At 63.7% G+C, this 24,739-nt stretch carries 27 protein-coding genes; 12 read left to right on the top strand and 15 right to left on the bottom strand.

What is annotated here, in order from left to right; translation table 11 throughout:
• Window positions 1-38: 38 nt before the first annotated feature.
• The 5 genes from C3F42_RS16890 to prlC all read right to left on the bottom strand — a co-directional run bounded on the left by C3F42_RS16890 (window position 39) and on the right by prlC (window position 6,619).
• A complete protein-coding gene (locus C3F42_RS16890) occupies window positions 39-758 on the bottom strand; it encodes a carbonic anhydrase (RefSeq protein ID WP_023628961.1) in 720 nt (239 codons plus the stop codon).
• 304 nt (window positions 759-1,062) lie between these two features.
• The gene (locus tag C3F42_RS16895; protein ID WP_371920580.1) at window positions 1,063-2,118 is read right to left on the bottom strand and encodes a PA0069 family radical SAM protein; all 1,056 of its coding nucleotides are present in this window, start codon (window positions 2,116-2,118) and stop codon (window positions 1,063-1,065) included.
• A 63-nt stretch (window positions 2,119-2,181) separates the two neighbouring features.
• The gene (locus C3F42_RS16900; RefSeq protein WP_104444661.1) at window positions 2,182-4,176 is read right to left on the bottom strand and encodes a M3 family metallopeptidase; all 1,995 of its coding nucleotides are present in this window, start codon (window positions 4,174-4,176) and stop codon (window positions 2,182-2,184) included.
• A 113-nt stretch (window positions 4,177-4,289) separates the two neighbouring features.
• Window positions 4,290-4,571, bottom strand: coding sequence for a YheV family putative zinc ribbon protein (locus tag C3F42_RS16905; RefSeq protein ID WP_023628738.1), 282 nt, complete (start codon window positions 4,569-4,571; stop codon window positions 4,290-4,292).
• Window positions 4,568-6,619, bottom strand: coding sequence for an oligopeptidase A (gene prlC / locus C3F42_RS16910; RefSeq protein ID WP_104444662.1), 2,052 nt, complete (start codon window positions 6,617-6,619; stop codon window positions 4,568-4,570). The genes C3F42_RS16905 and prlC overlap by 4 nt, the downstream gene beginning before the upstream one ends.
• A 102-nt stretch (window positions 6,620-6,721) precedes the next feature.
• On the opposite strand from prlC, the gene C3F42_RS16915 reads away from it, so the two are divergent.
• A complete protein-coding gene (locus C3F42_RS16915; protein ID WP_104444663.1) occupies window positions 6,722-7,270 on the top strand; it encodes a gamma carbonic anhydrase family protein in 549 nt (182 codons plus the stop codon).
• 20 nt (window positions 7,271-7,290) lie between these two features.
• Entirely contained in the window at window positions 7,291-7,938 is a 648-nt protein-coding gene (locus C3F42_RS16920) for an HAD family hydrolase (RefSeq protein ID WP_104445320.1), read from the top strand.
• Window positions 7,939-7,945: 7 nt separating this feature from the next.
• On the opposite strand, the gene C3F42_RS16925 is transcribed toward C3F42_RS16920, so the two are convergent.
• Window positions 7,946-9,064 carry an aminopeptidase gene (locus tag C3F42_RS16925; protein ID WP_104444664.1) on the bottom strand — a complete coding sequence of 373 codons (1,119 nt, stop codon included), beginning with the start codon at window positions 9,062-9,064 and terminating at the stop codon, window positions 7,946-7,948.
• A gap of 88 nt (window positions 9,065-9,152) precedes the next feature.
• Between C3F42_RS16925 and C3F42_RS16930 the strand changes: the two genes are divergently transcribed.
• Both C3F42_RS16930 and C3F42_RS16935 read left to right on the top strand, forming a co-directional pair.
• Window positions 9,153-9,566, top strand: a complete 414-nt coding sequence (locus C3F42_RS16930) for a hypothetical protein (RefSeq protein ID WP_023628734.1) — start codon at window positions 9,153-9,155, stop codon at window positions 9,564-9,566.
• 55 nt (window positions 9,567-9,621) lie between these two features.
• Entirely contained in the window at window positions 9,622-10,035 is a 414-nt protein-coding gene (locus tag C3F42_RS16935; RefSeq protein WP_023628733.1) for a hypothetical protein, read from the top strand.
• A 39-nt stretch (window positions 10,036-10,074) separates the two neighbouring features.
• Here C3F42_RS16935 and C3F42_RS16940 read toward each other — a convergent pair whose 3' ends face one another.
• Together C3F42_RS16940 and C3F42_RS16945 are read right to left on the bottom strand one after the other, a co-directional pair.
• The gene (locus C3F42_RS16940; protein ID WP_104444665.1) at window positions 10,075-10,308 is read right to left on the bottom strand and encodes a DUF1161 domain-containing protein; all 234 of its coding nucleotides are present in this window, start codon (window positions 10,306-10,308) and stop codon (window positions 10,075-10,077) included.
• Window positions 10,309-10,383: 75 nt separating this feature from the next.
• Entirely contained in the window at window positions 10,384-10,809 is a 426-nt protein-coding gene (locus C3F42_RS16945) for an OsmC family protein (protein WP_023628731.1), read from the bottom strand.
• 153 nt (window positions 10,810-10,962) lie between these two features.
• Here C3F42_RS16945 and C3F42_RS16950 point away from each other — a divergent pair, with 153 nt between their 5' ends.
• Window positions 10,963-11,967 (top strand): LLM class flavin-dependent oxidoreductase, encoded by a 1,005-nt coding sequence (locus C3F42_RS16950; protein ID WP_104444666.1) that lies wholly within the window; start codon window positions 10,963-10,965, stop codon window positions 11,965-11,967.
• A 50-nt stretch (window positions 11,968-12,017) separates the two neighbouring features.
• Here the strand turns inward: C3F42_RS16950 and C3F42_RS16955 are convergent, their stop codons facing one another.
• Both C3F42_RS16955 and C3F42_RS16960 read right to left on the bottom strand, forming a co-directional pair.
• The gene (locus tag C3F42_RS16955) at window positions 12,018-12,239 is read right to left on the bottom strand and encodes a DUF1161 domain-containing protein (RefSeq protein WP_023632600.1); all 222 of its coding nucleotides are present in this window, start codon (window positions 12,237-12,239) and stop codon (window positions 12,018-12,020) included.
• Between the two features lie 102 nt (window positions 12,240-12,341).
• Window positions 12,342-12,557, bottom strand: a complete 216-nt coding sequence (locus tag C3F42_RS16960; protein ID WP_023632599.1) for a dodecin — start codon at window positions 12,555-12,557, stop codon at window positions 12,342-12,344.
• Between the two features lie 149 nt (window positions 12,558-12,706).
• On the opposite strand from C3F42_RS16960, the gene C3F42_RS16965 reads away from it, so the two are divergent.
• On the top strand, window positions 12,707-13,030 hold the full coding sequence (locus tag C3F42_RS16965) for a YqjD family protein (protein ID WP_023632598.1): 324 nt from the start codon (window positions 12,707-12,709) through the stop codon (window positions 13,028-13,030).
• Here the strand turns inward: C3F42_RS16965 and C3F42_RS16970 are convergent.
• Complete coding sequence (locus C3F42_RS16970) at window positions 13,027-13,923, bottom strand: LysR family transcriptional regulator (protein WP_094010806.1); 897 nt, start codon at window positions 13,921-13,923, stop codon at window positions 13,027-13,029. The two genes, C3F42_RS16965 and C3F42_RS16970, sit on opposite strands and share 4 nt — an antisense overlap.
• A 111-nt stretch (window positions 13,924-14,034) precedes the next feature.
• Here C3F42_RS16970 and trpB point away from each other — a divergent pair, with 111 nt between their 5' ends.
• Window positions 14,035-15,252 (top strand): tryptophan synthase subunit beta, encoded by a 1,218-nt coding sequence (gene trpB / locus C3F42_RS16975; RefSeq protein ID WP_023631191.1) that lies wholly within the window; start codon window positions 14,035-14,037, stop codon window positions 15,250-15,252.
• On the top strand, window positions 15,249-16,058 hold the full coding sequence (gene trpA / locus C3F42_RS16980) for a tryptophan synthase subunit alpha (RefSeq protein ID WP_104444667.1): 810 nt from the start codon (window positions 15,249-15,251) through the stop codon (window positions 16,056-16,058). Before trpB ends, trpA begins: the two co-directional genes overlap by 4 nt.
• Window positions 16,059-16,132: 74 nt before the next feature.
• Here trpA and C3F42_RS16985 read toward each other — a convergent pair whose 3' ends face one another.
• Window positions 16,133-16,465, bottom strand: a complete 333-nt coding sequence (locus tag C3F42_RS16985) for a DOPA 4,5-dioxygenase family protein (protein ID WP_011531491.1) — start codon at window positions 16,463-16,465, stop codon at window positions 16,133-16,135.
• A 51-nt stretch (window positions 16,466-16,516) separates the two neighbouring features.
• Window positions 16,517-17,413: a LysR family transcriptional regulator gene (locus C3F42_RS16990; RefSeq protein WP_023631189.1), complete on the bottom strand. Its 897-nt coding sequence runs from the start codon at window positions 17,411-17,413 to the stop codon at window positions 16,517-16,519.
• 109 nt (window positions 17,414-17,522) lie between these two features.
• Here C3F42_RS16990 and betC point away from each other — a divergent pair, with 109 nt between their 5' ends.
• From betC to C3F42_RS17005, 3 genes are all read left to right on the top strand, one after another.
• Entirely contained in the window at window positions 17,523-19,040 is a 1,518-nt protein-coding gene (betC, locus tag C3F42_RS16995; RefSeq protein ID WP_038707098.1) for a choline-sulfatase, read from the top strand.
• A 14-nt stretch (window positions 19,041-19,054) separates the two neighbouring features.
• Complete coding sequence (gene choX / locus C3F42_RS17000; RefSeq protein ID WP_104444668.1) at window positions 19,055-19,978, top strand: choline ABC transporter substrate-binding protein; 924 nt, start codon at window positions 19,055-19,057, stop codon at window positions 19,976-19,978.
• A 132-nt stretch (window positions 19,979-20,110) separates the two neighbouring features.
• Window positions 20,111-21,676: a SulP family inorganic anion transporter gene (locus tag C3F42_RS17005; RefSeq protein WP_094010809.1), complete on the top strand. Its 1,566-nt coding sequence runs from the start codon at window positions 20,111-20,113 to the stop codon at window positions 21,674-21,676.
• A gap of 33 nt (window positions 21,677-21,709) precedes the next feature.
• Here the strand turns inward: C3F42_RS17005 and aroE are convergent, their stop codons facing one another.
• Window positions 21,710-22,534 (bottom strand): shikimate dehydrogenase, encoded by an 825-nt coding sequence (gene aroE / locus C3F42_RS17010; RefSeq protein WP_104444669.1) that lies wholly within the window; start codon window positions 22,532-22,534, stop codon window positions 21,710-21,712.
• Window positions 22,535-22,559: 25 nt separating this feature from the next.
• Window positions 22,560-23,471, bottom strand: a complete 912-nt coding sequence (gene hemF, locus C3F42_RS17015) for an oxygen-dependent coproporphyrinogen oxidase (protein WP_094010811.1) — start codon at window positions 23,469-23,471, stop codon at window positions 22,560-22,562.
• 289 nt (window positions 23,472-23,760) lie between these two features.
• On the opposite strand from hemF, the gene C3F42_RS17020 reads away from it, so the two are divergent.
• A complete protein-coding gene (locus C3F42_RS17020; protein WP_104444670.1) occupies window positions 23,761-24,738 on the top strand; it encodes an NADPH:quinone reductase in 978 nt (325 codons plus the stop codon).
• Window position 24,739 lies beyond the last annotated feature (1 nt).

Below are 24,739 nucleotides of genomic sequence, written 5' to 3' on the forward strand. Positions count from 1 at the left end.
AGCCGGCAATCAAGGCTTGTTCAGCGTGTTGGGGTCGCTTAGTAGCGGCCTCTCGGTGTGGCAGAAGGGATCGACTCGCCTGCGGTCAGCGGCAGGAAGCGGTCGCTGGCGGCATCGTAGGCTTCGATCTGGCTGGTTTCGATGTCGTAGATCCAGCCATGGATGTGCAACTGGCCGGCCGCGAGGCGCGAGGCGACCGAAGGATGGGTGCGCAGGTGGTGCAGCTGGGCGATGACGTTTTCCTTGGTCAGCAGCTGCATGCTTTCGTGCTCGCTGCCGCAGGAGCAGTTGTCTTCGATCACGGTCCGAGCCACTTCGGCATGGCGCAGCCAGGCGGAAACGGTCGGCATCTTGGCCAGCGATTGCGGGTTGAGCACCGCGCGCATGGCACCGCAGTCGGAGTGACCGCAGACGATGATGTGGTGCACGCCCAAGGCCAGCACCGCGTACTCGATGGCGCTCGACACACCGCCGTTCATCTGCCCGTACGGCGGTACGACGTTGCCGACGTTACGGGTGACGAACAGGTCGCCCGGCGAACTTTGGGTGATCAGCTCAGGAACGATACGCGAATCGGCGCAGGTGATGAACATCGCCCGCGGCTTCTGCGCGGTGGCCAGTTTCTTGAACAGCTCTTGCTGCTCGGGGAAGACTTCGGTGTGGAACCGCAGGAAGCCGTCGACGATATGCTTGAGGGCGGCATCGGCGCTTTCGGCGGGTGCGGCCGGGACAACCTTGGATGGGTCCTTGACGGGCATGATTCATCCTCTGGACGGTTTGAAAGTGAATTCCATGTTACCGGGGAAAGATCAGGGTGACGCGGGGATTTAGATGACGCGCACGGGTAAATAATCACAGTCACCGCTGACTCATGACTCACGCTAGCGTAGGAAACTTAACTGAAACTTAATTGCGCAGGCTCTAGAACGGGCGTTCTGGATAGGAGAGGGGAGAACTGGATAATAGCAAAAAAGCATCAGATGCCAAGCTGCATGAGTGAAATTGTTGGGTTGCTTTAGTTGTACTTATAGAGCTCGACTTCCCGATTGAACGAGCCGCTGGCTAGAACAGCGCCATCTGAGCACCGGGAGGACAGAATGCGCTGCAGTCCAGCGCCAACTCCTCACGCCCTTCGAACCCCAGCCGCCTGGCCGCCTTGCGAAAGCGCTGCGCCAGCAAGTCCGCGAATACCCCTTCACCGCGCATCCGCGCACCGAAGCGGCTGTCGTACAGTTCACCGCCCCGGCTCTGACGAATCAGGCTCAGCACATGCGCGGCCCGCTGCGGGTAGTGATCGTGCAGCCACTGCTCGAACAACGGCGCCACCTCCAGCGGCAAGCGCAGCATCATGTACGCCGCGCTCTGCGCGCCGGCCTCCTTCGCCGCCTGCAGCAGGCGCTCCAGTTCGCTGTCATTGATCATCGGGATCATCGGCGAGCACAGCACGCCCACCGGCACACCGGCCTCACGCAGCACGCGAATAGCGCGCAGGCGCGCCTTTGGAGCGGCCGCACGTGGTTCGAGGGTGCGCTTGAGCTCATCGTCCAGGGTGGTGAGGCTGATCATCACCCGCGCCAGGCGCTGGCTGGCCAGCTCGCTCAACAGGTCCAGGTCGCGCAGCACCAGCGAGCCCTTGGTGACAATGGTCACTGGGTGGCGGTAGCGCAGCAGAACTTCGAGCAGACGCCGGGTCAGCTGTTGTTCGCGCTCGATGGGCTGATAAGGGTCAGTGTTGGACCCCAGGTTGATCGGCGCACAGACGTAGCCAGGCTTGCTCAACTGCTGCTCGAGCACCTCGGCGGCGTTGGTCTTGGCGATCAGCTTGGTTTCGAAGTCCAGGCCGGGGGAGAGGTCCCAGTAGGCGTGGCTGGGACGGGCGTAACAGTAGATGCAGCCATGCTCGCAACCGCGATACGGATTTATGGAGCGGTCGAAGGGCAGGTCAGGGGAGGTATTGCGGGCGATGATGGTCTTCGCCACCTCGATCCGTACCTCGGTGCCCTGGGTTATCGGCACCTCCTGGTACCACCCGTCATCCTCGGCCACCGCACGACTCGGGGCGAAACGGTTGTGCGGGTTGCTGGCGGTGCCGCGGCCGCGGATGGGAGAAGTAGACATGACGACAATCCATTTACTGTATTTTTGTACAGTATAATGAGTCGTCATCGATAGCCAGTACCGTCAGGCAGGCTGATGCCAGTCACGGTAGGCCGCCAGGGAAAGCCCCCGGCCGACGAACGCGTTGAATGAAGCGGAAAGCCCGCGCAAAGCAATCTTGGTCATGAGTTCCCGCCGCATTATCCGCGCGACCTCCCGCTGATCGACACCTTGTTCCTCGAAGCGGGTGAACGCATCGATGGCATGCGCCTGGGCCCATTTGTAGCTGTAGTACCCGGCCTCATAACCTGTCACCAGATAATCGAAAGACTCGACGAAACGCTCCTGCGCGAACGCCGCAGGGAGCCCGACCAGATGGCTGGCCTGGCGCGCCAGGTCTTGCAGGTCGAGACGTGCATCCCTATCGCGATGCGCGATGAAATCGAACCAGGCACGACGCAGCTTCTCGGCCTCGGCCACGCCTCGCAGCCGCCGTCGGCTCGCCAGCCAGCGCCGCAAGGCTTCCAGGGGAACCGGGGCAGTATCCGCCATGAGGGCAGTGACGCCTTGCAGAGCCGGTGCGGACCAGCACCATTGCTCGAACAGGATGCCAACGAACTCACAGCTGTCCGGGCCGAGCATCGCCGGCAAGGTGCGATTGAGGCGACGGTGACGATGGGTCACGAGAATCTGGTGCAGCGCATGGCCGAACTCATGGTGGAGCTTGCACAAATCGCTGTGGCCAAGGTGCGACGTAAACCCATCGGGGCCGTGTGCGAAGGAGCACGACAGCAGTGTGGTTGGCAATGTCATCGCACCGTCGGCATCGACATGGCGCTGACGCATGGGGTAGCAGTACGGCCAGGACACTTTGCCAGGACGCGCGTGAAGGTCGAGGTAGATGTACCCCAGGACGCTACCCTGTTCGCGTACCTCCAGCACTTGCACATCTGCGTGCCAGACCGCGACGGCACGCGGCACCATGCGGATATCGAACAATCGTTCGTGCAGCTCGCGCAAAGCGGTCAGGGCTGTATCGAGTGGGAAGCGATCACGCAGTTGCAGCCCGGCGACAGCATCGTCCCTGAGTTGCCTGGTCAGATAAGCGATATCCGAAGGCTCAAGCGCCCCCATACCCAATTGGTCAGCCCGCTCCTGCAGTTCCTCGAGGTCGGCCTGCAGCCTGGGACGGTTCTCTTCGATCAGACCCTTGATGAATGCTTCGACCTCGCTTGTGGTACGAGCAGCTTTCAGCTCGAGCCCGAACTCGGCAGCGTTGGACAAGCCCAGCAGCTGGGCCCGCTCGTGTCGCAAACGCAACAGCGCTTGCATTACCTGGGCATTGTCGTGGTCAGGGTCCGTCGCCAGTGACCGGGAAGCACGGTAGACCCAGGCACGCAGCGAGCGATCATCAGCCGATTCGAGAATCGCCTCGACGGTCGTTTCCCCCAGGTCGATCAGCCAGCCATCCAGCTCCTCTTCCTGGGCTTTGTCACGCAGGCGCTGCCGTTGGGGTCCGTCAAGGCCACTCAATTGCGATTCATCGGACAACAAACGTGCACCGGCACTTCGGGCGCCGCTGAGATTGTCCATGAACTGCCGTTCGAGCCCGCTTATGGCGGCTTCGGTCGCGCGCAATTGGGCTCGTTCAGCGCCACCCAGTTGAAAGCCACCCAGGCGAAAGTCCCTGAGAATCCTCGACAGCACCACACGTTGCTCAGTGTCGAGTGTCGCCTCGTCGATGCGTTGATAGGCCTGCAACAGCCCCGGATATTCATGCTTAGACCGCTTCCAGCCGCCGAGCAAACCATGGCAGGCACCCACGGCATCGGCCCAATCCTCGCCCTCGTAAGCGAGGGGGACCAGTGAGTGAAAAGTGTCCTCCAGCCGCTGGTCGAGCCGCTCGATTGCCAGGACCAGGTCATTCCATCCAGGAAAATGCGCCTGATCGGCAACGATCCGCTCAAGCGCTACCAGGTTGGCATCATGAATCTGACGAACAGCCGGTTCGAGCTGCTCGGGCCGCAACGACGCGTAATCAAGCAGCCCGCCAGGAAGAAAAACAAATGGATGGGTCATCGTGCATCTCGGTGCGGGTCAAAGGACCTACACCTTAGTGACCCACCCAAGCGGGACAGGCAGCAATATCTACCCTGCCCCCAAAGAGCGTCCCGAGGGCGCCCGAAAGGTCGTTATTCCGAAGGCTTCTTCAGCTTCGGATTGGGGAAGAACTGCACGGTCTGCACCTTGGCCGGCGGCGCTTTCGGCGCCAGGTGATTGACCCGGGTGCCGAGCTCGCTGGGTACCGACAGGCCTTGTTCGTTCAGGGTGTCAGTGAACCCGCAGGCCACGCACTCACGGTGCGGCACGCCGTCCTCGTTCCACATCATCAGCTTGTCCATCTCGCTGCATGCCGGGCATACCGCCCCGGCGATGAAGCGTCGCTTGCTCTTGCTCAAGGCTACCTCACTCATGCTACAGCGTCCTCGGTGAGGCCGCTGTGGCGCAACAATGCATCGATGGAAGGCTCGCGGCCACGGAAGTCGACGAACAGCACCATCGGCTCTCGGGAACCGCCACGGGCCAGGATGGCTTCGCGGAAGGCGCGACCGGTCTCGGCGTTGAGCACACCTTCTTCCTCAAAGCGCGAGAAGGCGTCGGCCGACAGCACTTCGGCCCACTTGTAGCTGTAGTAACCCGCCGCATAACCGCCGGCGAAGATGTGCGCGAAGCTGTTGGGGAAGCGGTTGTAGGCCGGCGGACGCATCACCGAGACCTCGTCACGCACGCCCTCGAGCACCTGCAGCACGCTGCGGCCGTCGCCATGGGTGGCGTGCAGCTCGAAGTCGAACAGCGAGAACTCCAGCTGGCGCACCATCATCATGCCGGACTGGAAGTTCTTCGCCGCGAGCATCTTGTCCAGCAGGTCCTGGGGCAATGCCTCACCGGTCTCGTAGTGGCCGGAGATCAGCGCCAGGCCCTCGGGCTCCCAGCACCAGTTCTCCATGAACTGGCTCGGCAGCTCCACCGCATCCCAGGCCACGCCGTTGATGCCGGACACGCCGGCATGCTCGATACGGGTCAGCAGGTGGTGCAGGCCGTGACCGAACTCGTGGAACAGGGTGGTGACTTCGTCGTGGGTGAGCAGCGCGGGCTTGCCGGGCGTGGCCGGGGTGAAGTTGCACACCAGGTTGGCCACCGGGCTCTGCAGGCTGCCATTGGCGGTGCGGCGATGGTCGCGGGCGCCATCCATCCAGGCACCGCCACGCTTGTTGGCGCGGGCATAGAGGTCGAAGAAGAAACGGCCGACGTGCTGGCCGTTTTCCATGATCTCGAACAGGCGCACGTCCGGGTGCCAGCTGTCGAAGCCCTTGAGCTCGTTGATCTCGATGCCGTACAGGCGTTGCACGATGACGAACAGGCCGGACAGCACCTTGTCGATCGGGAAGTAGGCGCGCAACGCTTCCTGGGACACGCTGTAGCGCTGCTCGCGCAGCTTCTCGCCGAAGTACCCGGCGTCCCAGCTGGCCAGCTCGGCGGTGCCCTGCTCGGCGGCATAGGCCTTGAGCTGCTCCAGGTCCTGGGCGGCGAATGGCTTGGAACGCTTGGCCAGGTCGCGCAGGAAACTCAGCACCTGGTCGCTGGACTCGGCCATCTTGGTGGCCAGGCTCAGCTCGGCGAAGTTCTTGTAACCCAGCAGCCCGGCCAGCTCCTGGCGCAGGTCGAGGATCTCTTCCATCACCGGGCCGTTGTCGAACTGGCCGGCGTTCGGGCCCTGGTCGGAGGCACGGGTGCAGTAGGCGGCATACACCTCTTCGCGCAGTGCGCGGTCGCTGGCGTAGGTCATCACTGCGTAGTAGCTGGGGAACTCCAGGGTGATCAGCCAGCCGTCCAGGCCCTTGGCCTGCGCTGCGGCGGCCATCTGCGCCTTGGCCGAGTCGGTCAGGCCGGCCAGCGCGGCTTCGTCGGTGACGTGCTTGGTCCAGGCCTGGGTGGCGTCGAGCAGTTGGTTGGAGAAGCGGCTGCCCAGTTCGCTGAGCTTGCTCTGCACCTCGGCGTAGCGCTGCTGCTTGTCGGCCGGCAAGTCGATGCCCGACAGGCGGAAATCGCGCAGGGCGTGGTCGATGATGGTTTTCTGCGCCACGTCGAAGCTGGCGGCTTCAGGGCTCGCGGCCAGGGCTTCATAAGCTTCGAACAGGGCACGGTTCTGGCCCAGTTCGGTGGAATAGGCGCTCAGGGCCGGCAGGCACGACTCGTAGGCCTCGCGCAGTTCCTGGCTGTTGCACACCGCGTTGAGGTGGCTGACCGGGCTCCAGGCGGCGCCCAGGCGGTCGTTGAGTTCGTCCATTGCCAGCACCAGGCCGGCCCAGGTCGGGTTCTTGCCCTGCTTCTCAAGGATCTCGGCGATGGCCTTGCGGTTGTCGGCGAGGATCTGCTCGATCGCCGGCAGCACATGCTCGGCGCGGATCGCCGAGAAGGGCGGCAGATCATGGGACTGCAGCAGCGGGTTGTTCGCACTCACGGTTCGGGTACCTTGGCAGGAGAAACACGGGACCATCTTAATTACAATCGACGCCGACCGCAGCAGGCAGCCTGCCTATCGGCATTGCAGAGGAACACTATCATGGCCATCCGCACGTTTCGGGAACACACGCCGAAAGTGGGACCACGGGCCTTCGTCGACCGTTCGGCGGTGGTCATCGGCGACGTCGAGATCGGCGAGGACAGCTCGATCTGGCCGTTGACCGTAGTACGCGGCGACATGCACCGGATCCGTATCGGCGCGCGTACCAGCGTGCAGGACGGCAGCGTGCTGCACATCACACACGCCGGGCCGTTCAACCCCGATGGCTACCCACTGATCATAGGCGACGAGGTGACCATCGGTCACAAAGTCATGCTGCATGGCTGTACCCTGGGCAATCGCATCCTGGTCGGCATGGGCAGCACCATCATGGACGGCGCCATCGTCGAGGACGAAGTGATCATCGGCGCCGGCAGCCTGGTGCCACCCGGCAAACGCCTGGTCAGCGGCTACCTGTACATGGGCAGCCCGGTGAAGCAGGTGCGCCTGCTGAGCGAGCAGGAACACGCGTTCTTCCCCTACAGCGCCGGCAACTACGTCAAGCTCAAGGACCAGCACCTGGCCGAAGCCTACGACCTCCCGGAATGAATCCGACTGCAGAGAACACCATGCACCAGCAGAACATCCTCTTCGACCTCGACGGCACCCTGACAGACCCGCGCCTGGGCATCACCCGCTCGATCCAGTACGCCCTGGCCAAGCTGGGCATCGACGAGCCAGACCTTACCCGCCTTGAGCACTTCATCGGCCCGCCCTTGCTGCAGGCGTTCATGCAGTTCTATGCCTTCGACGAGGCCAAGGCCTGGGACGCGGTGAACTTCTACCGCGAGCGCTTCAAGGTAACCGGGCTGTACGAAAACCTGGTGTTCGACGGCGTGCCCGAGTTGCTGCAAGCGCTCAATGGCCAGGGCCGCACCCTGTACATCGCCACCTCCAAACCTTGGGAGTTCGCCCGTGAAATCGCCCGGCATTTCGCCTTCGACCATCACTTCAAGGTGATCTACGGCAGTGAGCTCGATGGCACGCGTACCAACAAGGTGGAACTGATTCGCCACCTGCTGGACGAGGAGGGGCTGGATCCGACGCAGACCTTGATGATCGGGGATCGCAAGCATGACCTGATCGGTGCGCGCAGCAACGGTTTGCAGGCCGTCGCGGTGGGCTATGGGTTCGGCAGCCGGGAAGAACTCGAGGCCGAGGTGCCGGCGTTCCACTTCGAGACGCTGGCCGAGTTGCACCAGGCATTCGTGCGCTGATCCCGCTTTATCGCGGATCAGGCCCGCACCCACGCGCTGTCGTGGCAGCGGGCTTGCCCCGTGATGAGGCCAGCGCTGCCAACGCCAATTTGCGCTGCTCGATCGGCAATTTTCCAAGCGCTTCCACCCGCTCATAAAACCGCAGCCAATCCCCACCAACCTCTTTGAACAACTGCGAAAAAGCCGGCACCCACTGATCATACAGGCCAAATGGCAACAACTTCGCATTGGTCATCGGCCCGTACATCCAGGCATCGAAACGCCGATCCCCAGCCCAATCCCGATCCCGCACCTCTCGGTATTCGCACCGCAACCGTTCGAACTCCGCCTGCTTGGCCGCCCGCTTGCCCGCTGCATCCAGCGGCCCGGCATAGATCGCCTGCAGACGCTCGCGGCTGGCGAGCACCAGGCGTATGAAGGCGTCGCGTTGCCCGGCGCCATGCTCCTCGACCGCCGCCAACCCGCGCGCCGCGCGCCATTGCCGGGTGCCCTCCTGCTCGACAAACGACGCGAACGATTCGTTGAACTCGGTATCGTCCTGTACGTAGAAGCGTTGATGCGCCAACTCGTGGAAAATCACCGTGGCCAGGCGCTCCTCGCCCCAGCCGGTCATGGTCGAAAGAATCGGGTCGTCGAACCAGCCCAGGGTGGAGTAGGCCTCCACGCCCCCGACATAGACATCCAGCCCGTCCTGGCGCATCAGCGCCGCCGCTCCGCGGGCGGCACCCTGGCGGTAGTAACCGCGATAGGCCACGCAACCGGCGATGGGGAAACAATGGGTCACCGGCTGCAATGACAGCTCCGGGGTGGCGAACACGTTCCACACCACGTATGGCCGGCCGAGATCGGCATACACCCGATAACTGCCGTTGTCCGGCAACTTCAGTTGCGCGCTGGCGAAGGCCCGGGCTTTTTCGGCGAACAGCAGGCGCTGCCGCAAGGCCGGGTTGGTGGCAGGGTCTGCAATCACCCGATCCAGCGGCTGGCGTGCCCGCAACAGCTGCCATTGCCCCTCGGCCAGCTGACCGTAATAGCCCACGCTGGAGCAACCGCTCAGCAGGACAGCCAGCGTCACGGGAACAAACCGGGTGAAAACGCGGTCGAGAGCCCGACGGCTGCAGCGCATGAAAAGAAAAAGTCCAAACATCGAGGCTGTCTATCTCGCTCGTCGGCCGAATGCGACCAAGACTATCTCGCCAAGGGGAAGCTTTGCCATGCGTACACTGTTTGCGGTCGGCACGCTCGTGCTGTTGTCCGGGTGTTCCACCTTGCCCGACCCGGACCCGAATCAAGCCTGGGTAGACCTGGCACCGGGTGACAACGATTCGCTGCACGCCCTGCAAGTGGATGAACGGGACTGGGCTGACAGCCGCTATTTCGAGGTACAGCCCGGCAACCATGAACTGACCGTGCGCTACCAGTTCGCCGTGACGCCCAGCAACATCGGCCCGGTAGAGGAGCCGCTGTGGCGCGACTGCCAGCTCAACCTCACCTTCAAGGACTTCACCGCCGGCCAGCGCTACCAGATGCAAGCCGGCAGCATCGGCTTCCGGCCGTGGATCAAACTCTACGACCAGCGCCAGAAGCTGATCGGCCAGGGCGAACCGGCAGGCTGCCAGCGCACCTGAACACCGCGAACGGCGCTATGCTTGTAGCCTGTGAACCGCGAGCGGGAGTTTCACCATGCGCCAGCCCATGATGCTGATGGCCCTCAGTGCTTTGGGGGCTTGCGCCAGCCCCTTGCCCCCCGCCGACCCCGGCAAGGCCTGGATCGACATGTACACCATCACCCCCGGTCGCACCCTCATGGCCGACCGCCTGGACGGCAAGCGCCTCGACGACGGCCGCTATTTCCAGGTGACGCCGGGCCGGCATGAGCTGGTGGTGCGCTTCGACTACGAGATCTACGCCGGTGGCTTCAGTACCGACCCGACCGAGCGGACCTGCTACCTGACCGTGCGCTACAATGATTTCAAGGCGGGCGAGCGTTACCGCCTGGAGGCCCGGGCTCCGGCGATGCAGCCGCAGGTGTTGCTGTACGACGCCAGCCGCAAGGTGGTGGTGAACGAGCCGAGCAACGTCACCTGCATTCCTTGATCGATGGTGGGGCTGCTGTGCAGCCCCGACTGTCGAGCCTTACCGATCATTCTTCTGGTAGATGATCTTCTTCGTGCCGCCATCGCAGCTGCCAACGATCATGTTGGGGTCACTGACCTCGCCATTGGGCACGACCTCCAGCGTGTAGGAGGAAACCTTGTTCGCCTGGATCTTCGCTTCGATCTCGGCCTTCAGTTCCTCGCACGGCTTGGGCGCGGCCAGGGCGGCGGTGGCCAGAAGGAAAGCCAGCACACCAAATGCTACGCGGATCATGGAACGGCTCCTGAGGCAGGGCAGACGAGCTGCCAACGCTGGTTAGACTACAGGAAACCGCCGCCGTTGCGCCGCCTAGGAAAGCAGCGTGGCATCCAGGCTGATAGTTGCGTTCAGCACCTTGGATACCGGGCAGCCGGCCTTGGCCTTGTTGGCGATTTCCTGGAACTGCGCATCGCTGGCCCCAGGCACGGTGGCCTTGAGGGTCAGGTGAACGGCGGTGATGGCAAAGCCATCAGCCTGCTTGTCCAGGCTCACCTCGGCGTGAGTGTCGATCCGTTCAGGCGTGAATCCCGCCTCGCCCAACATCATCGACAACGCCATGGAGAAGCAGCCGGCATGGGCAGCGCCGATCAGCTCTTCCGGGTTGGTCCCAGGCGTGCCTTCGAAACGGGTGTTGAAGCCGTAGGGCGCTTGCTTGAGCGCGCCGCTTTCAGTGGAGATCTGGCCCTTGCCATCCTTCAGGCCACCTTGCCAGACCGCCGATGCTGTCTTCTTCATGCTGCCTCCTGTCACAGGGTTGGGGTGTCTAAGGTTCTGAGGACCAGGCCCACGCCAAGTTCAGATCAATCTGCAAGAAGGCATTGAATCCAGCGAATATGCCCATACAGAGTCCAGAAGGCCCATGGCCAACCACCTGTAGCGGAGGCTCCAATGACGCACCTGCGAGACCTGAAGATTTCCACCCTCGACCTGGTGCCCGTACGCGCCGACGGCAGCCCGGCGCAATCGCTGCGCAATTCGCTGGACCTGGCGCAACACGTCGAGGGTTTCGGCTACAACCGCTTCTGGGTCGCCGAGCATCACAACATGGACGGTATCGCCAGCTCGGCCACCGCCGTGCTGATCGGTTACCTCGCCGGGGGTACCTCGACCATCCGCATCGGTTCTGGCGGGGTGATGCTGCCCAACCACGCACCGCTGGTGATCGCCGAACAATTCGGCACCCTCGCCAGCCTGTACCCAGGCCGCATCGACCTGGGCCTGGGCCGCGCCCCGGGCTCCGACCAGATGACCGCCCGCGCCTTGCGCCGCGAGCGCTCCGGCAGCGCCGACGACTTTCCGGACGATGTCGAGGAACTGTCACGCTACCTGGGCCCGCGCACCGACGACCAGAAGGTCATCGCCGTACCCGGCCACGACACCGAGGTACCCATGTGGCTGCTCGGCTCCAGCCTGTTCAGCGCCCAGCTCGCCGGCATGCGCGGCATGCCCTACGCCTTCGCTTCGCATTTCGCGCCGCGCTACATGCACGAGGCGATCCGCATCTATCGCGACCATTTCAAACCGTCGACGACGCTGGACAAGCCTTACGTGATGCTGGGCATTCCGACGGTGGTGGCTGAAACCGACGAAAAGGCCGAATACCTGGCCACCTCGGTGTACCAGCGCATCCTCGCGCTGATCCGTGGCCAGAGCCTGATGCAGCGTCCGCCCGTCGAGAGCATGAATGGCCTTTGGCTGCCCCATGAACGTGATGCGGTGAGCAGCTTCCTGGGCCTGGCGATGATCGGCAGCCCGCAGAAGGTGCGGGCGAAGGTCGAGGTGTTGCTGGAGCAGACGGGGGCGGACGAGCTGATCTTTACCAGTGACCTGTATGAGCACGCGGACCGGATCAAGTCCTATGAGCTGATGGCGCAGGCACTCAAGGCCGAGTGAACTCAATCGCGGGGCAAGCCGCTGCGACTTGCCGCGCGATAAGGATTCGATCAGCCGCGGCGGTAGACGATTTCCTTGGTCCCGCCCTCGCAGCTGCCGATTACCTTGCCGGCCGGCTCGCCCTTGTTGACGATCTCCAGCGAGTACCCCTTCACCCCTTTGGCATCGAGCTTCGCCGCAATCTCAGCCTTGAGTTCCTCGCACGGCTTGCCCGCCGCCATCGCACCGCCAGCCAACACCATCAGCCCCACGGCCAGAATCAATTTCTTCATCGATCGCTTTCCTTGTACAGATCAAAGACAAAAAGGGCGCGAAGCACGCGCCCTGCAACCTTGATACCCCAACACGCCGGGCGAGCCTAGCCCAGCTTGGTTTCAGCTGTTGGCGATGCGGAACCCAACCTTCAGCGTCACCTGGAAATGCGCGGCTTTGTTGTCACGGATATGCCCGCGGGTATCGATCACTTCGAACCATTCCAGGTGCTTGATGCTCTTGCCGGCCTCGGCCAGGGCATTGTTGATCGCTTCTTCGATGCTGGTGGGCGAAGACCCGACCAGCTCGATCTTCTTGTAGGTGTGATGATCCGACATGAGCGCTCTCCTTGAGTGGTAGTGGCTTGAGCCTAGCAGCACAGGCCCGGTTTACCTGCGAGCGATCGCCGCAGGGGAAAGTTCGATCGCACTTTCACCCAGCTGCGCAGTCGCAACCTGTACATCCCCCCTCAGCAAGGAGAGTCGACATGGCACGCAATGCGTTGCGCAAAACCTCACTGGAAAGCATGGAAGCCGAGATCGAAAGCCTCCTCAAGACTCTGGAAGGCCTCAAGCACGATGCGTCGGAAGAAACGCAGAAGACCATGAAGACGCTGCGCGGCAACGCCGAAAGCGCCCTCAAGCACTCACGCAGCCTGCTCAGCGATGCCTACGAGGAAGTGAAGACCCGCACCCGCGAAACCGGCGTAGCCACCCGCGACTATGCCCAGGAACACCCTTGGACCACCGCAGGTGTCGCGGTGGGCGCCCTGGGTCTGCTGGCCGCCTACCTGATGTGCCGCCGTAACTAACCCGTCTGTCGCTGCAGCTCCTGGCGCAGCCATTGCGCCAGTTGCTCGGCGCGCCCGTCCGCGCCGCGCCGGGGTACCCACAAGGCCAGTGCCGCATTGGTGGGGGAAAAGCCCCATGGCGCGGCCAACCGCCCGGCCTTCAGGTCGTCCGCCACCAGCGGTTGCGGGGCGATGGCCACACCCAGCCCGGCCACCGCTGCTTCCAACAAGTAGTAGAGATGCTCGAAGGCTTGCCCGTAACTCAGCGCCTCGGGCGCCAGCCCATGCTGTCGCGCCCAGGTAGGCCAAGCCTGCGGCCGCGAGGTCGTATGGAGCACGGCAACATGCTGCAAAGCCACGGCTGGCGAGGCTTTCAAACGATCAAAGGCGTCAAAGCGCGGGCTCATCACCGGGCCGATGCGCTCCTCGGCGAGCACGTGTACCTGCATGTCCGCCGGCCACGGTGGCTCTGCGTAGACCAGCAGTGCGTCCAGCCCCGGGCGTCGCGGATCAAGGTCACCTTCGCCCGCTGACAGGTGCAGGCGCAGCTCCGGCAGGTCGGCTTTCAGGCGTCCAAGGCGGGGGATGAACCAACGCGCCAACAAGCTGCCGGAGCAACCGAGCACGAACGGCGCTTCGTCGGCATCGCGGGAAAGCTCGGCGCAGACCCCGCGCAACCGGTCGAAGGCCTCGAAGCTGGCATCGCGCAGACGCACACCGGCATCTGTGAGTTTGACGCCACGCCCATCCTTGACGAACAAGGCTACCCCCAGATGCTCCTCAAGCACCTTGATCTGCCGGCTGACCGCGCCATGGGTGACATGAAGCGCTTCTGCTGCCTGGCTGACGCTGTTCAGCCGGGCTGTCGCCTCGAAGGCCCGCAACGCATTGAGGGGAGGAAGGTCCTGAGCCATCTTACTTGTGAGTTTTCCTGACAGGTTTGCGCAATCTTATCGGTTTTCAGCCGACCACGTCGTGGTTAGAGTAAAGCTCATCGAATCTCTACTTCGCCTACGGAGCGCCCCATGACCCAGACCCAATACCGCCCCGGCCCCGACGCCAACGGCCTGTTCGGCTCGTTCGGCGGCCGCTACGTGGCCGAAACCTTGATGCCGCTGGTACTCGACCTTGCCCGCGAATACGAAGCCGCCAAGGCCGACCCCAAGTTCCTCGAAGAGCTGGCCTACTTCCAGCGCGACTACATCGGCCGGCCCAACCCGCTGTACTTCGCCGAGCGCCTGACCGAGCACTGCGGCGGCGCCAAGATCTTCTTCAAGCGTGAAGAACTCAACCACACCGGCGCGCACAAGGTGAACAACTGCATCGGCCAGGTGCTGCTGGCCAAGCGCATGGGCAAGAAACGCCTGATCGCCGAGACCGGCGCCGGCATGCACGGCGTGGCCACCGCCACCGTCGCCGCGCGCTTCGGCCTGCCCTGCGTGATCTACATGGGCGCCACCGACATCGAGCGCCAGCAGGCCAACGTGTTCCGCATGAAGTTGCTGGGCGCCGAAATCGTTCCGGTCACCGCTGGCACCGGCACTCTCAAGGACGCCATGAACGAAGCCCTGCGCGACTGGGTGACCAACGTCGATGACACCTTCTACCTGATCGGCACCGTGGCAGGTCCCCACCCGTACCCGGCGATGGTCCGCGACTTCCAGTCGATCATCGGCAAAGAGACCCGCGCCCAGTTGCACGAGAAGGAAGGGCGACTGCCCGACAGCCTGATCGCCTGCGTCGGCGGCGGCTCCAACGCCATGGGCCTGTTCCACGAGTTCCTCGAAGAGCCTAGCGTCAAGATCATCGGCGTCGAGGCCGGCGGCCACGGCGTGCACACCGACAAGCACGCGGCCAGCCTGAACGGCGGCGTACCAGGCGTGCTGCACGGCAACCGCACCTACCTGCTGCAGGACGACGACGGCCAGATCACCGACGCCCACTCGATTTCCGCAGGCCTGGACTACCCCGGCATCGGCCCGGAGCACGCTTACCTGCACGAAGTGAAGCGCGTGGAATACGTCAGCATCACCGACGACGAAGCCCTCGACGCCTTCCACACCAGCTGCCGCCTGGAAGGCATCATCCCGGCGCTGGAAAGCTCCCACGCCCTGGCCGAGGCGATCAAGCGCGCCCCGACCCTGCCCAAGGACCACTTGATGGTGATCTGCCTGTCCGGTCGTGGCGACAAAGACATGCAAACCGTGATGAACCACATGGCCGCCCAGGAGAAACAGGCATGAGCCGTCTCGAACAACGCTTCGCCGATCTCAAGGCCGAAGGCCGCTCGGCACTGGTCACCTTCGTTACCGCTGGCGACCCCGGCTACGATGCCTCGCTGCAAATCCTCAAGGGCCTGCCGGCCGCCGGTGCCGACGTGATCGAGCTGGGCATGCCGTTCACCGATCCGATGGCCGATGGCGTGGCGATCCAGCTCGCCACCCTGCGCGCCCTGGAAGCCGGCCAGACCCTGGCCAAGACCTTGCAGATGGTGCGTGAATTCCGCGTGGATAACCAAACCACTCCGATCGTGCTGATGGGTTACTACAACCCGATCCATCGCTTCGGCGTGGAGCAGTTCGTCGCCGAAGCCAAGGAAGCTGGTGTCGATGGCCTGATCATCGTCGACCTGCCGCCCGAGCATGACGCCGAGCTGGCCACGCCGGCCCAGGCCGCGGGCATCGACTTCATCCGCCTGACCACCCCGACCACCGACGACGCGCGCCTGCCACGCGTGCTGGAGCGCAGTTCCGGATTCGTCTACTACGTCTCGGTGGCCGGTGTGACCGGTGCGGGCTCGGCGACCACCGAGCATGTGACCGAGGCCATTGCGCGCCTGCGTCGGCATACCGACCTGCCGATCAGCGTTGGTTTCGGTATTCGCACGCCGGAGCAGGCTGCGGCTATCGCCCGCCTGGCCGATGGCGTGGTGGTGGGCTCGGCGCTGGTCGACAAGATCGCCCAGGCCAAGGGTGCCGAGCAGGCCGTGACTGATGTGCTGAGCCTGTGCTCGGCGCTGGCCGAAGGTGTGCGCGCGGCACGCAACTAAGCGCGAGGGCTCCGCCCTCGATCGCCGGCAAGCCGGCTCCCACACGACTCGTGGGAGCTTGCCGGCCCAAGCAACTAGCCTTCGAAAATCGACAGGTCCAACGGCCTGATTGCCCCCATCCAGATCGCATGATCGCGGTGATCCGCCAGTTCATCCCCGGTTTCCGGGTGCAGGAACACCACCAGCCCCTTGCGATACAGCGCCAGCCACGGCAGTACCACCCCCACCACCTCCGGCCCGAACGCCAGCTGGCAGCTCCAGTCCGGGTGCGGCCCGACCGGCTTCTGGTGCATGCGACCCATGGTCACGGGGAACAGCCGCGTCGCCTCCTCGCATAGCTCACGGGCCTGTTCCATGGTCGATGCGTCGTAGTACACGTGGGCGTGATAGCCCTTGATCCTTTGCACGGTGGCTCCTGATTGCAGTAATGCGAACATCTTGAAGTCTACGCCATCTCATTACAGGCGCTCCTGCTCCAGCCAATCCACAAACCGCTCGATCAACGCCCCACGCCGCTTGCGTGGCGGCAGCACCACGTAATACCCCCGCTTCGAGCGCAAACTGCCTTCCAGCGGCCGGCACAGCAGCCCCTGCTCGACCAGCCCATCCACCAGGTGCGCCCAGCCGATCGCCACGCCCTGGCCGGCAATCGCGGCCTGAATCAGCAGGGTGTAGTTGTCGAACCGCAGTTGACCGGACGGAGGAGGGCTGTCCACACCAAGACCACGGAAAACTCCGGCCCAATCGAACCAGCGACTGGCCTGCTCGCCCTTCAAATGCAGCAATGGCAATCTCTGCAAAGCCACGGCTGACAAGGGTTTGCCATGAATCAGCCGAGGGCTGCACACCGGAAAAACTTCCTCATCGAACAGCCAGCGGCTCTCGCCCTGATGGAATCGCCCATCACCGAACAGCACCGCCACATCGATGTCCGGACGCAGCATCGCCTGGCTGCGCTCGCCGGTCACCAGGCTCACGTCCACCTGTGGATAAGCCTCGTGGAAACGCTGCAGGCGTGGCATCAGCCAGAACGCCGCAAAGGCGAAGTCGGTAGCTACCTGCAGCACCTCGCGCTGGCCGCGCCCACTGGCTTGGGCAACGCCATCGTCCATCGCCTGCAAGCCCTGGTGCACCTGCTCGAACAACAGCAACCCCGCCTCGGTCAGCTCGATACCGCGGTAGATCCGGTCGAACAACCGCGTGCCCAGCTGCGCCTCCAGGCGCTTCATCTGCTGGCTGACCGCCGGCTGGGTCGTGCCCAGCTCCACGGCGGCAGCGGTGAAACTGCGCAGGCGGGCGGCGGCCTCGAACACGCGCAAGGTGTCGAGGGGCAGGTCGGCAAGGTGCTCAAACATAAGCTTGGCTAATCCCAGTCATTGCCCGGCATGGGCTTTACCACTGTTATCCGCAGCCGCATGCTGGATTGCAAGCGGTACCCATAACTCTAGACGATGGAAGGCTCCCATGAAGCGACCCAACATCCTGTTCATCATGGCCGATCAGATGGCCGCGCCCTTGCTGCCCATCTACAATCCATCGCCGATCAAGATGCCCCACCTGGCTCGCCTCGCCGAAAAGGCCGTGGTGTTCGACAGTGCCTACTGCAACAGCCCCCTGTGTGCGCCGTCGCGCTTCACCCTGGTCAGCGGTCAGTTACCCAGCCGTATCGGCGCCTACGACAACGCTGCCGATTTCCCCGCCGACGCGCCCACCTACGCCCACTACCTGCGCCGCCTCGGCTACCGCACAGCGCTATCGGGCAAGATGCACTTCTGCGGCCCGGACCAACTGCACGGCTACGAAGAACGCCTGACCAGCGATATCTACCCGGCAGACTACGGCTGGGCGGTGAACTGGGATGAACCGGAGGTGCGCCCGAGCTGGTACCACAACATGTCCTCGGTGTTGCAGGCCGGGCCCTGCGTGCGCACTAACCAGCTGGATTTCGATGAAGAGGTGGTGTTCAAGGCGCGCCAGTACCTCTATGACCATGTGCGCGAGGACGACGGCCGGCCGTTCTGCCTGACCGTCTCCATGACCCACCCCCACGACCCCTACACCATTCCCAAGCACTACTGGGACATGTACGAGGATGTGGATATCCCCCTGCCGCAGGACGAGATCGCTCAGGGCGAGCAGGACCCGCACTCGCAACGGCTGCTCAAGGTCTACGACCTGTGGAACAAGCCACTACCTGTGGACAAGATCCGCGACGCCCGCCGCGCCTATTTCGGTGCCTGCAGCTACATCGACGACAACATCGGCAAGCTCCTGCAGACCCTTGAGGAGTGCGGCCTGGCCGACGACACCCTGATCGTGTTCTCGGGCGATCACGGCGACATGCTTGGCGAGCGCGGACTCTGGTACAAGATGCACTGGTTCGAGATGTCGGCGCGGGTACCGTTGCTGATCCACGCGCCCAAGCGCTTCGGGCCAGCTCGCGTCAGCGCCAGCGTTTCCACCTGCGACCTGTTGCCGACCCTGGTCGAACTGGCCGGCGGCGCTGTGGATAACCACCTGCACCTGGACGGCCGCTCGCTGCTCGGCCACCTGCAAGGGCAGGGCGGGCATGACGAGGTAATAGGCGAGTACATGGCCGAAGGCACGGTCGGCCCGCTGATGATGATCCGCCGTGGCCCCTACAAGTTCGTGTACAGCGAAGACGACCCATGGCTACTCTACGACCTGAGCCGCGACCCGCACGAGCGGGAGAACCTCACCGGCAGCCCGGACCACCAGGCGCTGCTGCAGGCATTTGCCGATGAAGCCAGGCAGCGCTGGGATATCCCGGCCCTACGCCAGCAGGTGCTGGCCAGCCAACGGCGCCGCCGCCTGGTGGCCGAGGCACTGGCCATCGGCAAGCTGAAAAGCTGGGACCACCAACCGTTGGTGGACGCCAGCCAACAGTACATGCGCAACCATATCGATCTCGACGACCTCGAGCGCAAGGCACGTTATCCACAGCCCGCCCCCCTGGATTGAGAAGAGAGGCCGCCATGCAGAAGTTCTCCACCGCCGTGCTCACCCTGGCCCTGAGCCTGGGCACGGCCCACGCCGCCGACAACGACGCGCAATGCAGCACCGTGAAGATGGCCGACCCCGGCTGGAGCGATATCGCCAGCACCAACGCCGTGGCCCGGCTGCTCCTGGAAAGCCTGGGGTACCAGGTGAAGATCGACAGCCTGGCCGTGCCGATTATCTATGGCGGCCTGAAAGATGGCCGGGTGGATGCTTTCCTCGGCAATTGGATGCCGGCGCAGCAGGGCTTCCATGACAAGTTCATCGCCAATGGCGATGTGCAGCAACTGGCGAAAAACCTGGAAGGCACCGAGTTCACCCTGGCGGTGCCCGATTACGTATGGAACGCGGGCGTGAAAGACTTCGCCGACCTGCACAAGCACGCTGCGCAGTTCGACAAGAAGCTCTACGGCATTGGTTCAGGCGCACCGGCCAACTTGTCGTTGAAAGAGATCATCGACAAGAATGAGTTCGACCTGGGCCAGTGGAAACTGGTCGAGTCCAGCGAGCAGGCGATGCTCGCTCAAGTGGACCGGGCAGTGAAGAAGCAGCAGTTCATCACCTTCCTGGGCTGGACTCCGCATCCGATGAACGTGAAGCTGAAGATGCATTACCTCACGGGCGGGGAGAAATGGTTCGGCAGCAAGGGCGATGTCTACACCCTGACCCGCAAAGGTTATCCACAAGCCTGCCCGAATGCGGCGAAGCTGCTGGGGAACTTGAAGTTCTCGCTGGAGATGGAGAACAGCATCATGGCCGAGGTTGTGGATAAGAAGGTGAGCTTCGATGAGGCGGCCAAGGCTTGGGTGAAAGCGCATCCGCAGTTGTTGGAAGGGTGGTTGGCTGGAGTGACCACCAAAGCCGGTGGTGACGCGCTAGAGGCTATAAAGGCCAAACTATGACTTAACAAGCGACACAACACCTGTAGGAGCGGCTTTAGCCGCGATTACCCGCGCAGTGGGTACCAGACACCGCGTTGCCTGCATCGCGGCTGAAGCCGCTCCTACAGCGATCATGCACCTCAAGGACACCCCATGCCCCGCCTGACCCACCTGCTGCCCTTCCTCACCTGGCTGCCCCGCCAATCGGGCCGCAGCCTGCGCCAGGACCTGCTGGTGGGCCTGAGCGGCGCCATCCTCGCCCTGCCGCAGTCAATTGCCTACGCCCTGATCGCCGGGCTGCCCGCCGAGTACGGCCTGTACGCCGCCATCGTCCCCGTGCTGATCGCCTGTCTGTGGGGCTCGTCCTGGCACCTGATCTGCGGGCCCACGGCCGCCATCTCCATCGTCCTCTACGCCAGCATCAGCCCCCTGGCCGTGGCCGGCAGCGCCGACTATGTAACTCTGGTACTGCTGCTGACCTTCCTTGGCGGCATCTTCCAGCTGCTGCTGGGGCTGTTGCGCTTCGGTGCGCTGGTCAATTTCGTTTCCCACTCGGTGGTGCTGGGCTTCACCCTCGGCGCCGCCATCGTCATCGCCCTTGGGCAGTTACCGAACCTCCTGGGGATGGACCTGCCGAGCCAGGCCACGGCGTTGAAGACTGTGCAGGACCTGGCTGGGCACATGGGCGAAGTTGATCTGTCATCGCTGGCCCTGGGCCTGGCCACGCTGGTGATCGGTATCGCCCTGAAACTGTGGCGCCCGCGCTGGCCAAGCCTGTTGATAAGCCTGCTGCTGGTCAGCCTGATGGCCTGGCTAATGCCCGGCGTGTTCGGCCATGTGCCCAGAGTGGCTGCGTTCACCGGACAGCTCCCGCCCTTCAGCCCGCTGCCTCTGCTGGATGTGGAACTGATGCTGCGCCTGCTGCCCAGCGCCGTGGCCGTGGGCATGCTGGGGCTGGTCACTAGCCTGTCGATAGCCCGCTCATTGTCGGCACGTTCGGAGCAATTGATTGACCCTGACCAGGAAATCCGCGCACAGGGCCTGTCGAATATCGGTGGCGCTTTTTTCTCCGGCTACCTGTCCGCAGGTTCCTTCACTCGCTCGGGTCTGAGCTACGATGCCGGCGCCCGCTCGCCACTGGCTGGGGTGTTCTCGGCCTTGTGGGTGGCGCTGTTCGCCGTGACCGGTGCCGGGCTGATCGCCCACCTGCCGATCCCGGCGATGGCGGGGAGCATCCTGCTGATCTGCTGGGGGCTGGTGGACCATCGCGGCATTCGCGCGCTGTTCCGGGTCAGCCGCTCGGAGTTCCTGGTGATGGCACTGACGGCGGCGGCGACGTTGCTGCTGGAGTTGCAGACGGCGATTTATGCCGGGGTGCTGGCCTCATTGTTCTTCTACCTCAAGCGCACCTCGAGGCCACGGGTGCAGCAAAGCCGGGAAGGGGAGGCGGACGTATTGCGGGTGGGTGGGTCGATCTTCTTTGGCGCGGCGCATTACCTTCAGGTGCGCCTTCAGCGCTGCCAGGGACCACACGTGGTGATCGATGCAAGGCAGGTGAATTTCATCGATTACTCAGGTGTGGATATGTTGCACCGTGAGGCGCGGCGGTTGATGCGCAGTGGCGGGAGCCTGACGTTGCAACGGGCACGACCGCAGGTGGTGGAGGAGTTGCAGAAGCTGGAGGGGGTTGAACTGTGCCCCATTCGCTTTGAGGAATGACTGGGGCTGCTTCGCAGCCCCAAAATTGCAGCCTCAGCCGCGAGCCAACTGCCGACGCAGCTCATCCAGCACCGGCCCGGTCTCAGGCCGAACCCCACGCCAGATAAAGAACGCCTCGGCCGCCTGTTCCGCCAGCATCCCCAATCCATCCAGCACCTTGGCCGCGCCCAGCTTGCTCGCCCACTGGCAGAACGGCGTCGGTTCCTTGCCGTACATCATGTCGTAGCAAACGGTACGCCTCGCCTCGACCAGGCTGTCGGCAATCGGCGGCAGCTCGCCGGACAGGCTCGCCGAGGTGGCGTTGATGATCACGTCAACCGGCTCCTGCAACCAGGCAAAACCGCTGGCCACAACCGGCCCCAGCTCATCGAACTCACGGGCCAGCTGCTCGGCCTTCTCCACCGTGCGATTGGCGATCACCAGCGACTGCGGCTTGTGCGCCAGGATCGGCTCCAGCACGCCACGCACCGCCCCCCCGGCACCGAGGATGAGGATGCGCTTGCCGGCCAGCTCGACCCCGGCGTTGATGGTGAGGTCGCGTACCAGCCCGGCGCCATCGGTATTGTCACCTTGCAACGTACCGTCGGCCAGCTTGCTCAAGGTGTTCACCGCGCCGGCACGCTTGGCACGTGGGGTGAGGCTGTCGCACAGGCGGTAGGCCTCTTCCTTGAACGGCACGGTGACGTTGGCGCCGCAGCCTTGCTTGAAGAAGCCACGGGCGCAGTCGCTGAACTCGTCCAGCGGCGCCAGCAGGGTGGCGTACTCCAGGTCCTCGCCGGTCTGGTCGGCGAACAGACGGTGGATCAGCGGTGATTTGCTGTGGCCGATGGGGTTACCGAAAACGACGTACTGGTCCATGGGTGATCCTCAGGTTTCCACAGGCTTACTGGGCAAGCCAGTCGCGGTCTTGCAGGAAGTACTCGGTCAGGCGCGCTTCTTCGCTGCCTGGTTCGGCTTTCCAATCGTAGCCCCAGCGCACTTGCGGTGGCAGCGACATCAGGATCGATTCGGTGCGGCCACCGGACTGCAGGCCGAACAGGGTGCCACGGTCATAGACCAGGTTGAACTCCACGTAGCGGCCACGGCGGTATTCCTGGAATTCGCGCTGGGCGGGGGTGTACGGGGTGTCCTTGCGGCGCTGGACGATCGGCAGGTAGGCCTCGACATAGGCGTCACCGATGGCGCGGATGAAGGCGAAGCAGGTGTCGAAGTCCCACTCGTTCAGGTCGTCGAAGAACAGGCCGCCGATGCCCCGTGGCTCGCCACGGTGCTTGAGATGGAAGTAGCGGTCGCACCAGGCCTTGTAGCGCGGGTACACGTCGGCGCCGAACGGCGCGCAGGCCTGCTCGGCCACGCGGTGCCAGTGCACGCAATCTTCTTCATTGCCGTAGTAGGGGGTCAGGTCGAAGCCGCCGCCGAACCACCATACAGCCTCTTCACCCTCTTTTTCGGCGATGAAGAACCGCACGTTGGCGTGGGAAGTCGGCACATGCGGGTTGTGCGGGTGGATCACCAACGATACGCCCAGCGCCTCGAACCCACGGCCCGCCAGCTCGGGACGGTGGGCACTGGCCGACGGCGGCAATCCGCTGCCAAACACGTGGGAGAAGTTCACGCCGCCTTTCTCGATCACCTTGCCGTCGCCGATCACCCGCGTGCGACCGCCGCCGCCGGCATCACGCACCCAGGCATCCTCGACGAAGCGGGCGCCGCCGTCTTCGTTCTCGAGGGCAGTGCAGATGCGGTCTTGCAGGTCGAGCAGGTAGGCTTTCACGGCCTCGGTGCGGCTGGTCATCGGGTCACCTGGAAGGAGCGGGGAAAATTCGCCGCGTAGCATACCACCGGCAAACCCCGCGCCGCAGTTGACGGCGATCAAGCAAAGGCGTCCGATAGAAGGCCTTTAAGGTTTGTACGAAAAGTCGCCGAGCGGCGATCAGGCAAGGCGAAAACAGGCGAGGAACGGTCGGAGTCGCGTTCGACTTTGCTGGTTGCAAATGAGCATTCCGAGCCTGTTTTCAACGCAGCATGATCGTCGCGCAGGCACTTTTCGTGCAAACCGAGCGACCCAAAGACAGGAGTGTGTGATGGCCAAGCATATTCAGTTCAGCCAGCATGGCGGCCCGGAAGTGTTGCAGTTGGTAGAGTTCGACCCGGCCCCGCCCGGCCCGCAGCAAGTGCGCGTGCGCAACCATGCGATCGGCCTGAACTTCATCGACACCTATTTCCGTGGCGGGCTGTATGCGCCGCCGTCGCTGCCTTCCGGGCTGGGTACCGAAGCGGCAGGGGTGGTCGAGGCGGTGGGCGAGGGCGTCAGCCGGATCAAGGTCGGCGACCGCGTGGCCTATGCCGGCGGGCCGCTGGGGGCCTACAGCGAGGTGCATACACTGCCGGAGGCTAACCTGGTCAAGCTGCCGGATGCGATCAGCTTCGAGCAGGCGGCGGCGGTGATGCTCAAGGGGCTGACCACGCAGTACCTGCTCAAGCAGACCTATGCCGTGCAGCCGAGGGATTTCGTGCTGTTTCATGCCGCTGCCGGTGGCGTGGGATCGCTGGCTTGCCAGTGGGCCAAGGCGCTGGGGGCGAAGCTGATTGGTACCGTCAGCTCTCCCGAGAAAGCCGAGCGGGCCAAGGCACTCGGGGCCTGGGCGACCATCGACTACAGCCATGAAGATGTGGCCAAGCGTGTGCTGGAACTGACAGACGGTCAGAAGTGCGCGGTGGTGTATGACGGCGTGGGGGCCGATACCTGGCTGACTTCGCTGGATTGTCTGAGGCCGCGAGGGTTGATGGTGAGTTTCGGCAATGCCTCTGGTGCAGTGACCGGGGTGAACCTCGGAATCTTGTCGCAGAAGGGTTCGCTATATGTAACCCGGCCGACGCTGGCGAGCTATGCCAACAACGCCGAGAACACCCAGGCCATGGCCGATGACCTGTTCGCGATGATCGCCAGTGGCAAGTTGGTGGTGGATATCCAGCAGCGGTATCCGTTGAGTGAGGCGGCCAAGGCGCAGAGTGAGTTGTCGGCGCGGCGGACGGTGGGCTCGACTGTTCTGCTGCCTTGAA

Source organism: Pseudomonas sp. PONIH3 (genome assembly GCF_002934345.1).
Taxonomy (GTDB): Bacteria; Pseudomonadota; Gammaproteobacteria; order Pseudomonadales; family Pseudomonadaceae; genus Aquipseudomonas; species Aquipseudomonas soli.

Coding starts and splice junctions, on each gene's coding strand:
- betC (WP_038707098.1), top strand. CDS start 17,523: ATGAAGCGACCCAACATCCTGTTCATCATGGCCGATCAGATGGCCGCG.
- C3F42_RS16930 (WP_023628734.1), top strand. CDS start 9,153: ATGCGTACACTGTTTGCGGTCGGCACGCTCGTGCTGTTGTCCGGGTGT.
- C3F42_RS16890 (WP_023628961.1), bottom strand. CDS start 758: ATGCCCGTCAAGGACCCATCCAAGGTTGTCCCGGCCGCACCCGCCGAA.
- C3F42_RS16925 (WP_104444664.1), bottom strand. CDS start 9,064: ATGCGCTGCAGCCGTCGGGCTCTCGACCGCGTTTTCACCCGGTTTGTT.
- trpA (WP_104444667.1), top strand. CDS start 15,249: ATGAGCCGTCTCGAACAACGCTTCGCCGATCTCAAGGCCGAAGGCCGC.
- trpB (WP_023631191.1), top strand. CDS start 14,035: ATGACCCAGACCCAATACCGCCCCGGCCCCGACGCCAACGGCCTGTTC.
- hemF (WP_094010811.1), bottom strand. CDS start 23,471: ATGACCAGCCGCACCGAGGCCGTGAAAGCCTACCTGCTCGACCTGCAA.
- C3F42_RS16935 (WP_023628733.1), top strand. CDS start 9,622: ATGCGCCAGCCCATGATGCTGATGGCCCTCAGTGCTTTGGGGGCTTGC.
- C3F42_RS16965 (WP_023632598.1), top strand. CDS start 12,707: ATGGCACGCAATGCGTTGCGCAAAACCTCACTGGAAAGCATGGAAGCC.
- C3F42_RS16955 (WP_023632600.1), bottom strand. CDS start 12,239: ATGAAGAAATTGATTCTGGCCGTGGGGCTGATGGTGTTGGCTGGCGGT.
- C3F42_RS17005 (WP_094010809.1), top strand. CDS start 20,111: ATGCCCCGCCTGACCCACCTGCTGCCCTTCCTCACCTGGCTGCCCCGC.
- C3F42_RS16905 (WP_023628738.1), bottom strand. CDS start 4,571: ATGAGTGAGGTAGCCTTGAGCAAGAGCAAGCGACGCTTCATCGCCGGG.
- C3F42_RS16900 (WP_104444661.1), bottom strand. CDS start 4,176: ATGACCCATCCATTTGTTTTTCTTCCTGGCGGGCTGCTTGATTACGCG.
- C3F42_RS16920 (WP_104445320.1), top strand. CDS start 7,291: ATGCACCAGCAGAACATCCTCTTCGACCTCGACGGCACCCTGACAGAC.
- C3F42_RS16895 (WP_371920580.1), bottom strand. CDS start 2,118: ATGTCTACTTCTCCCATCCGCGGCCGCGGCACCGCCAGCAACCCGCAC.
- C3F42_RS16940 (WP_104444665.1), bottom strand. CDS start 10,308: ATGATCCGCGTAGCATTTGGTGTGCTGGCTTTCCTTCTGGCCACCGCC.
- choX (WP_104444668.1), top strand. CDS start 19,055: ATGCAGAAGTTCTCCACCGCCGTGCTCACCCTGGCCCTGAGCCTGGGC.
- C3F42_RS17020 (WP_104444670.1), top strand. CDS start 23,761: ATGGCCAAGCATATTCAGTTCAGCCAGCATGGCGGCCCGGAAGTGTTG.
- C3F42_RS16950 (WP_104444666.1), top strand. CDS start 10,963: ATGACGCACCTGCGAGACCTGAAGATTTCCACCCTCGACCTGGTGCCC.
- C3F42_RS16970 (WP_094010806.1), bottom strand. CDS start 13,923: ATGGCTCAGGACCTTCCTCCCCTCAATGCGTTGCGGGCCTTCGAGGCG.
- C3F42_RS16960 (WP_023632599.1), bottom strand. CDS start 12,557: ATGTCGGATCATCACACCTACAAGAAGATCGAGCTGGTCGGGTCTTCG.
- aroE (WP_104444669.1), bottom strand. CDS start 22,534: ATGGACCAGTACGTCGTTTTCGGTAACCCCATCGGCCACAGCAAATCA.
- C3F42_RS16990 (WP_023631189.1), bottom strand. CDS start 17,413: ATGTTTGAGCACCTTGCCGACCTGCCCCTCGACACCTTGCGCGTGTTC.
- C3F42_RS16915 (WP_104444663.1), top strand. CDS start 6,722: ATGGCCATCCGCACGTTTCGGGAACACACGCCGAAAGTGGGACCACGG.
- C3F42_RS16945 (WP_023628731.1), bottom strand. CDS start 10,809: ATGAAGAAGACAGCATCGGCGGTCTGGCAAGGTGGCCTGAAGGATGGC.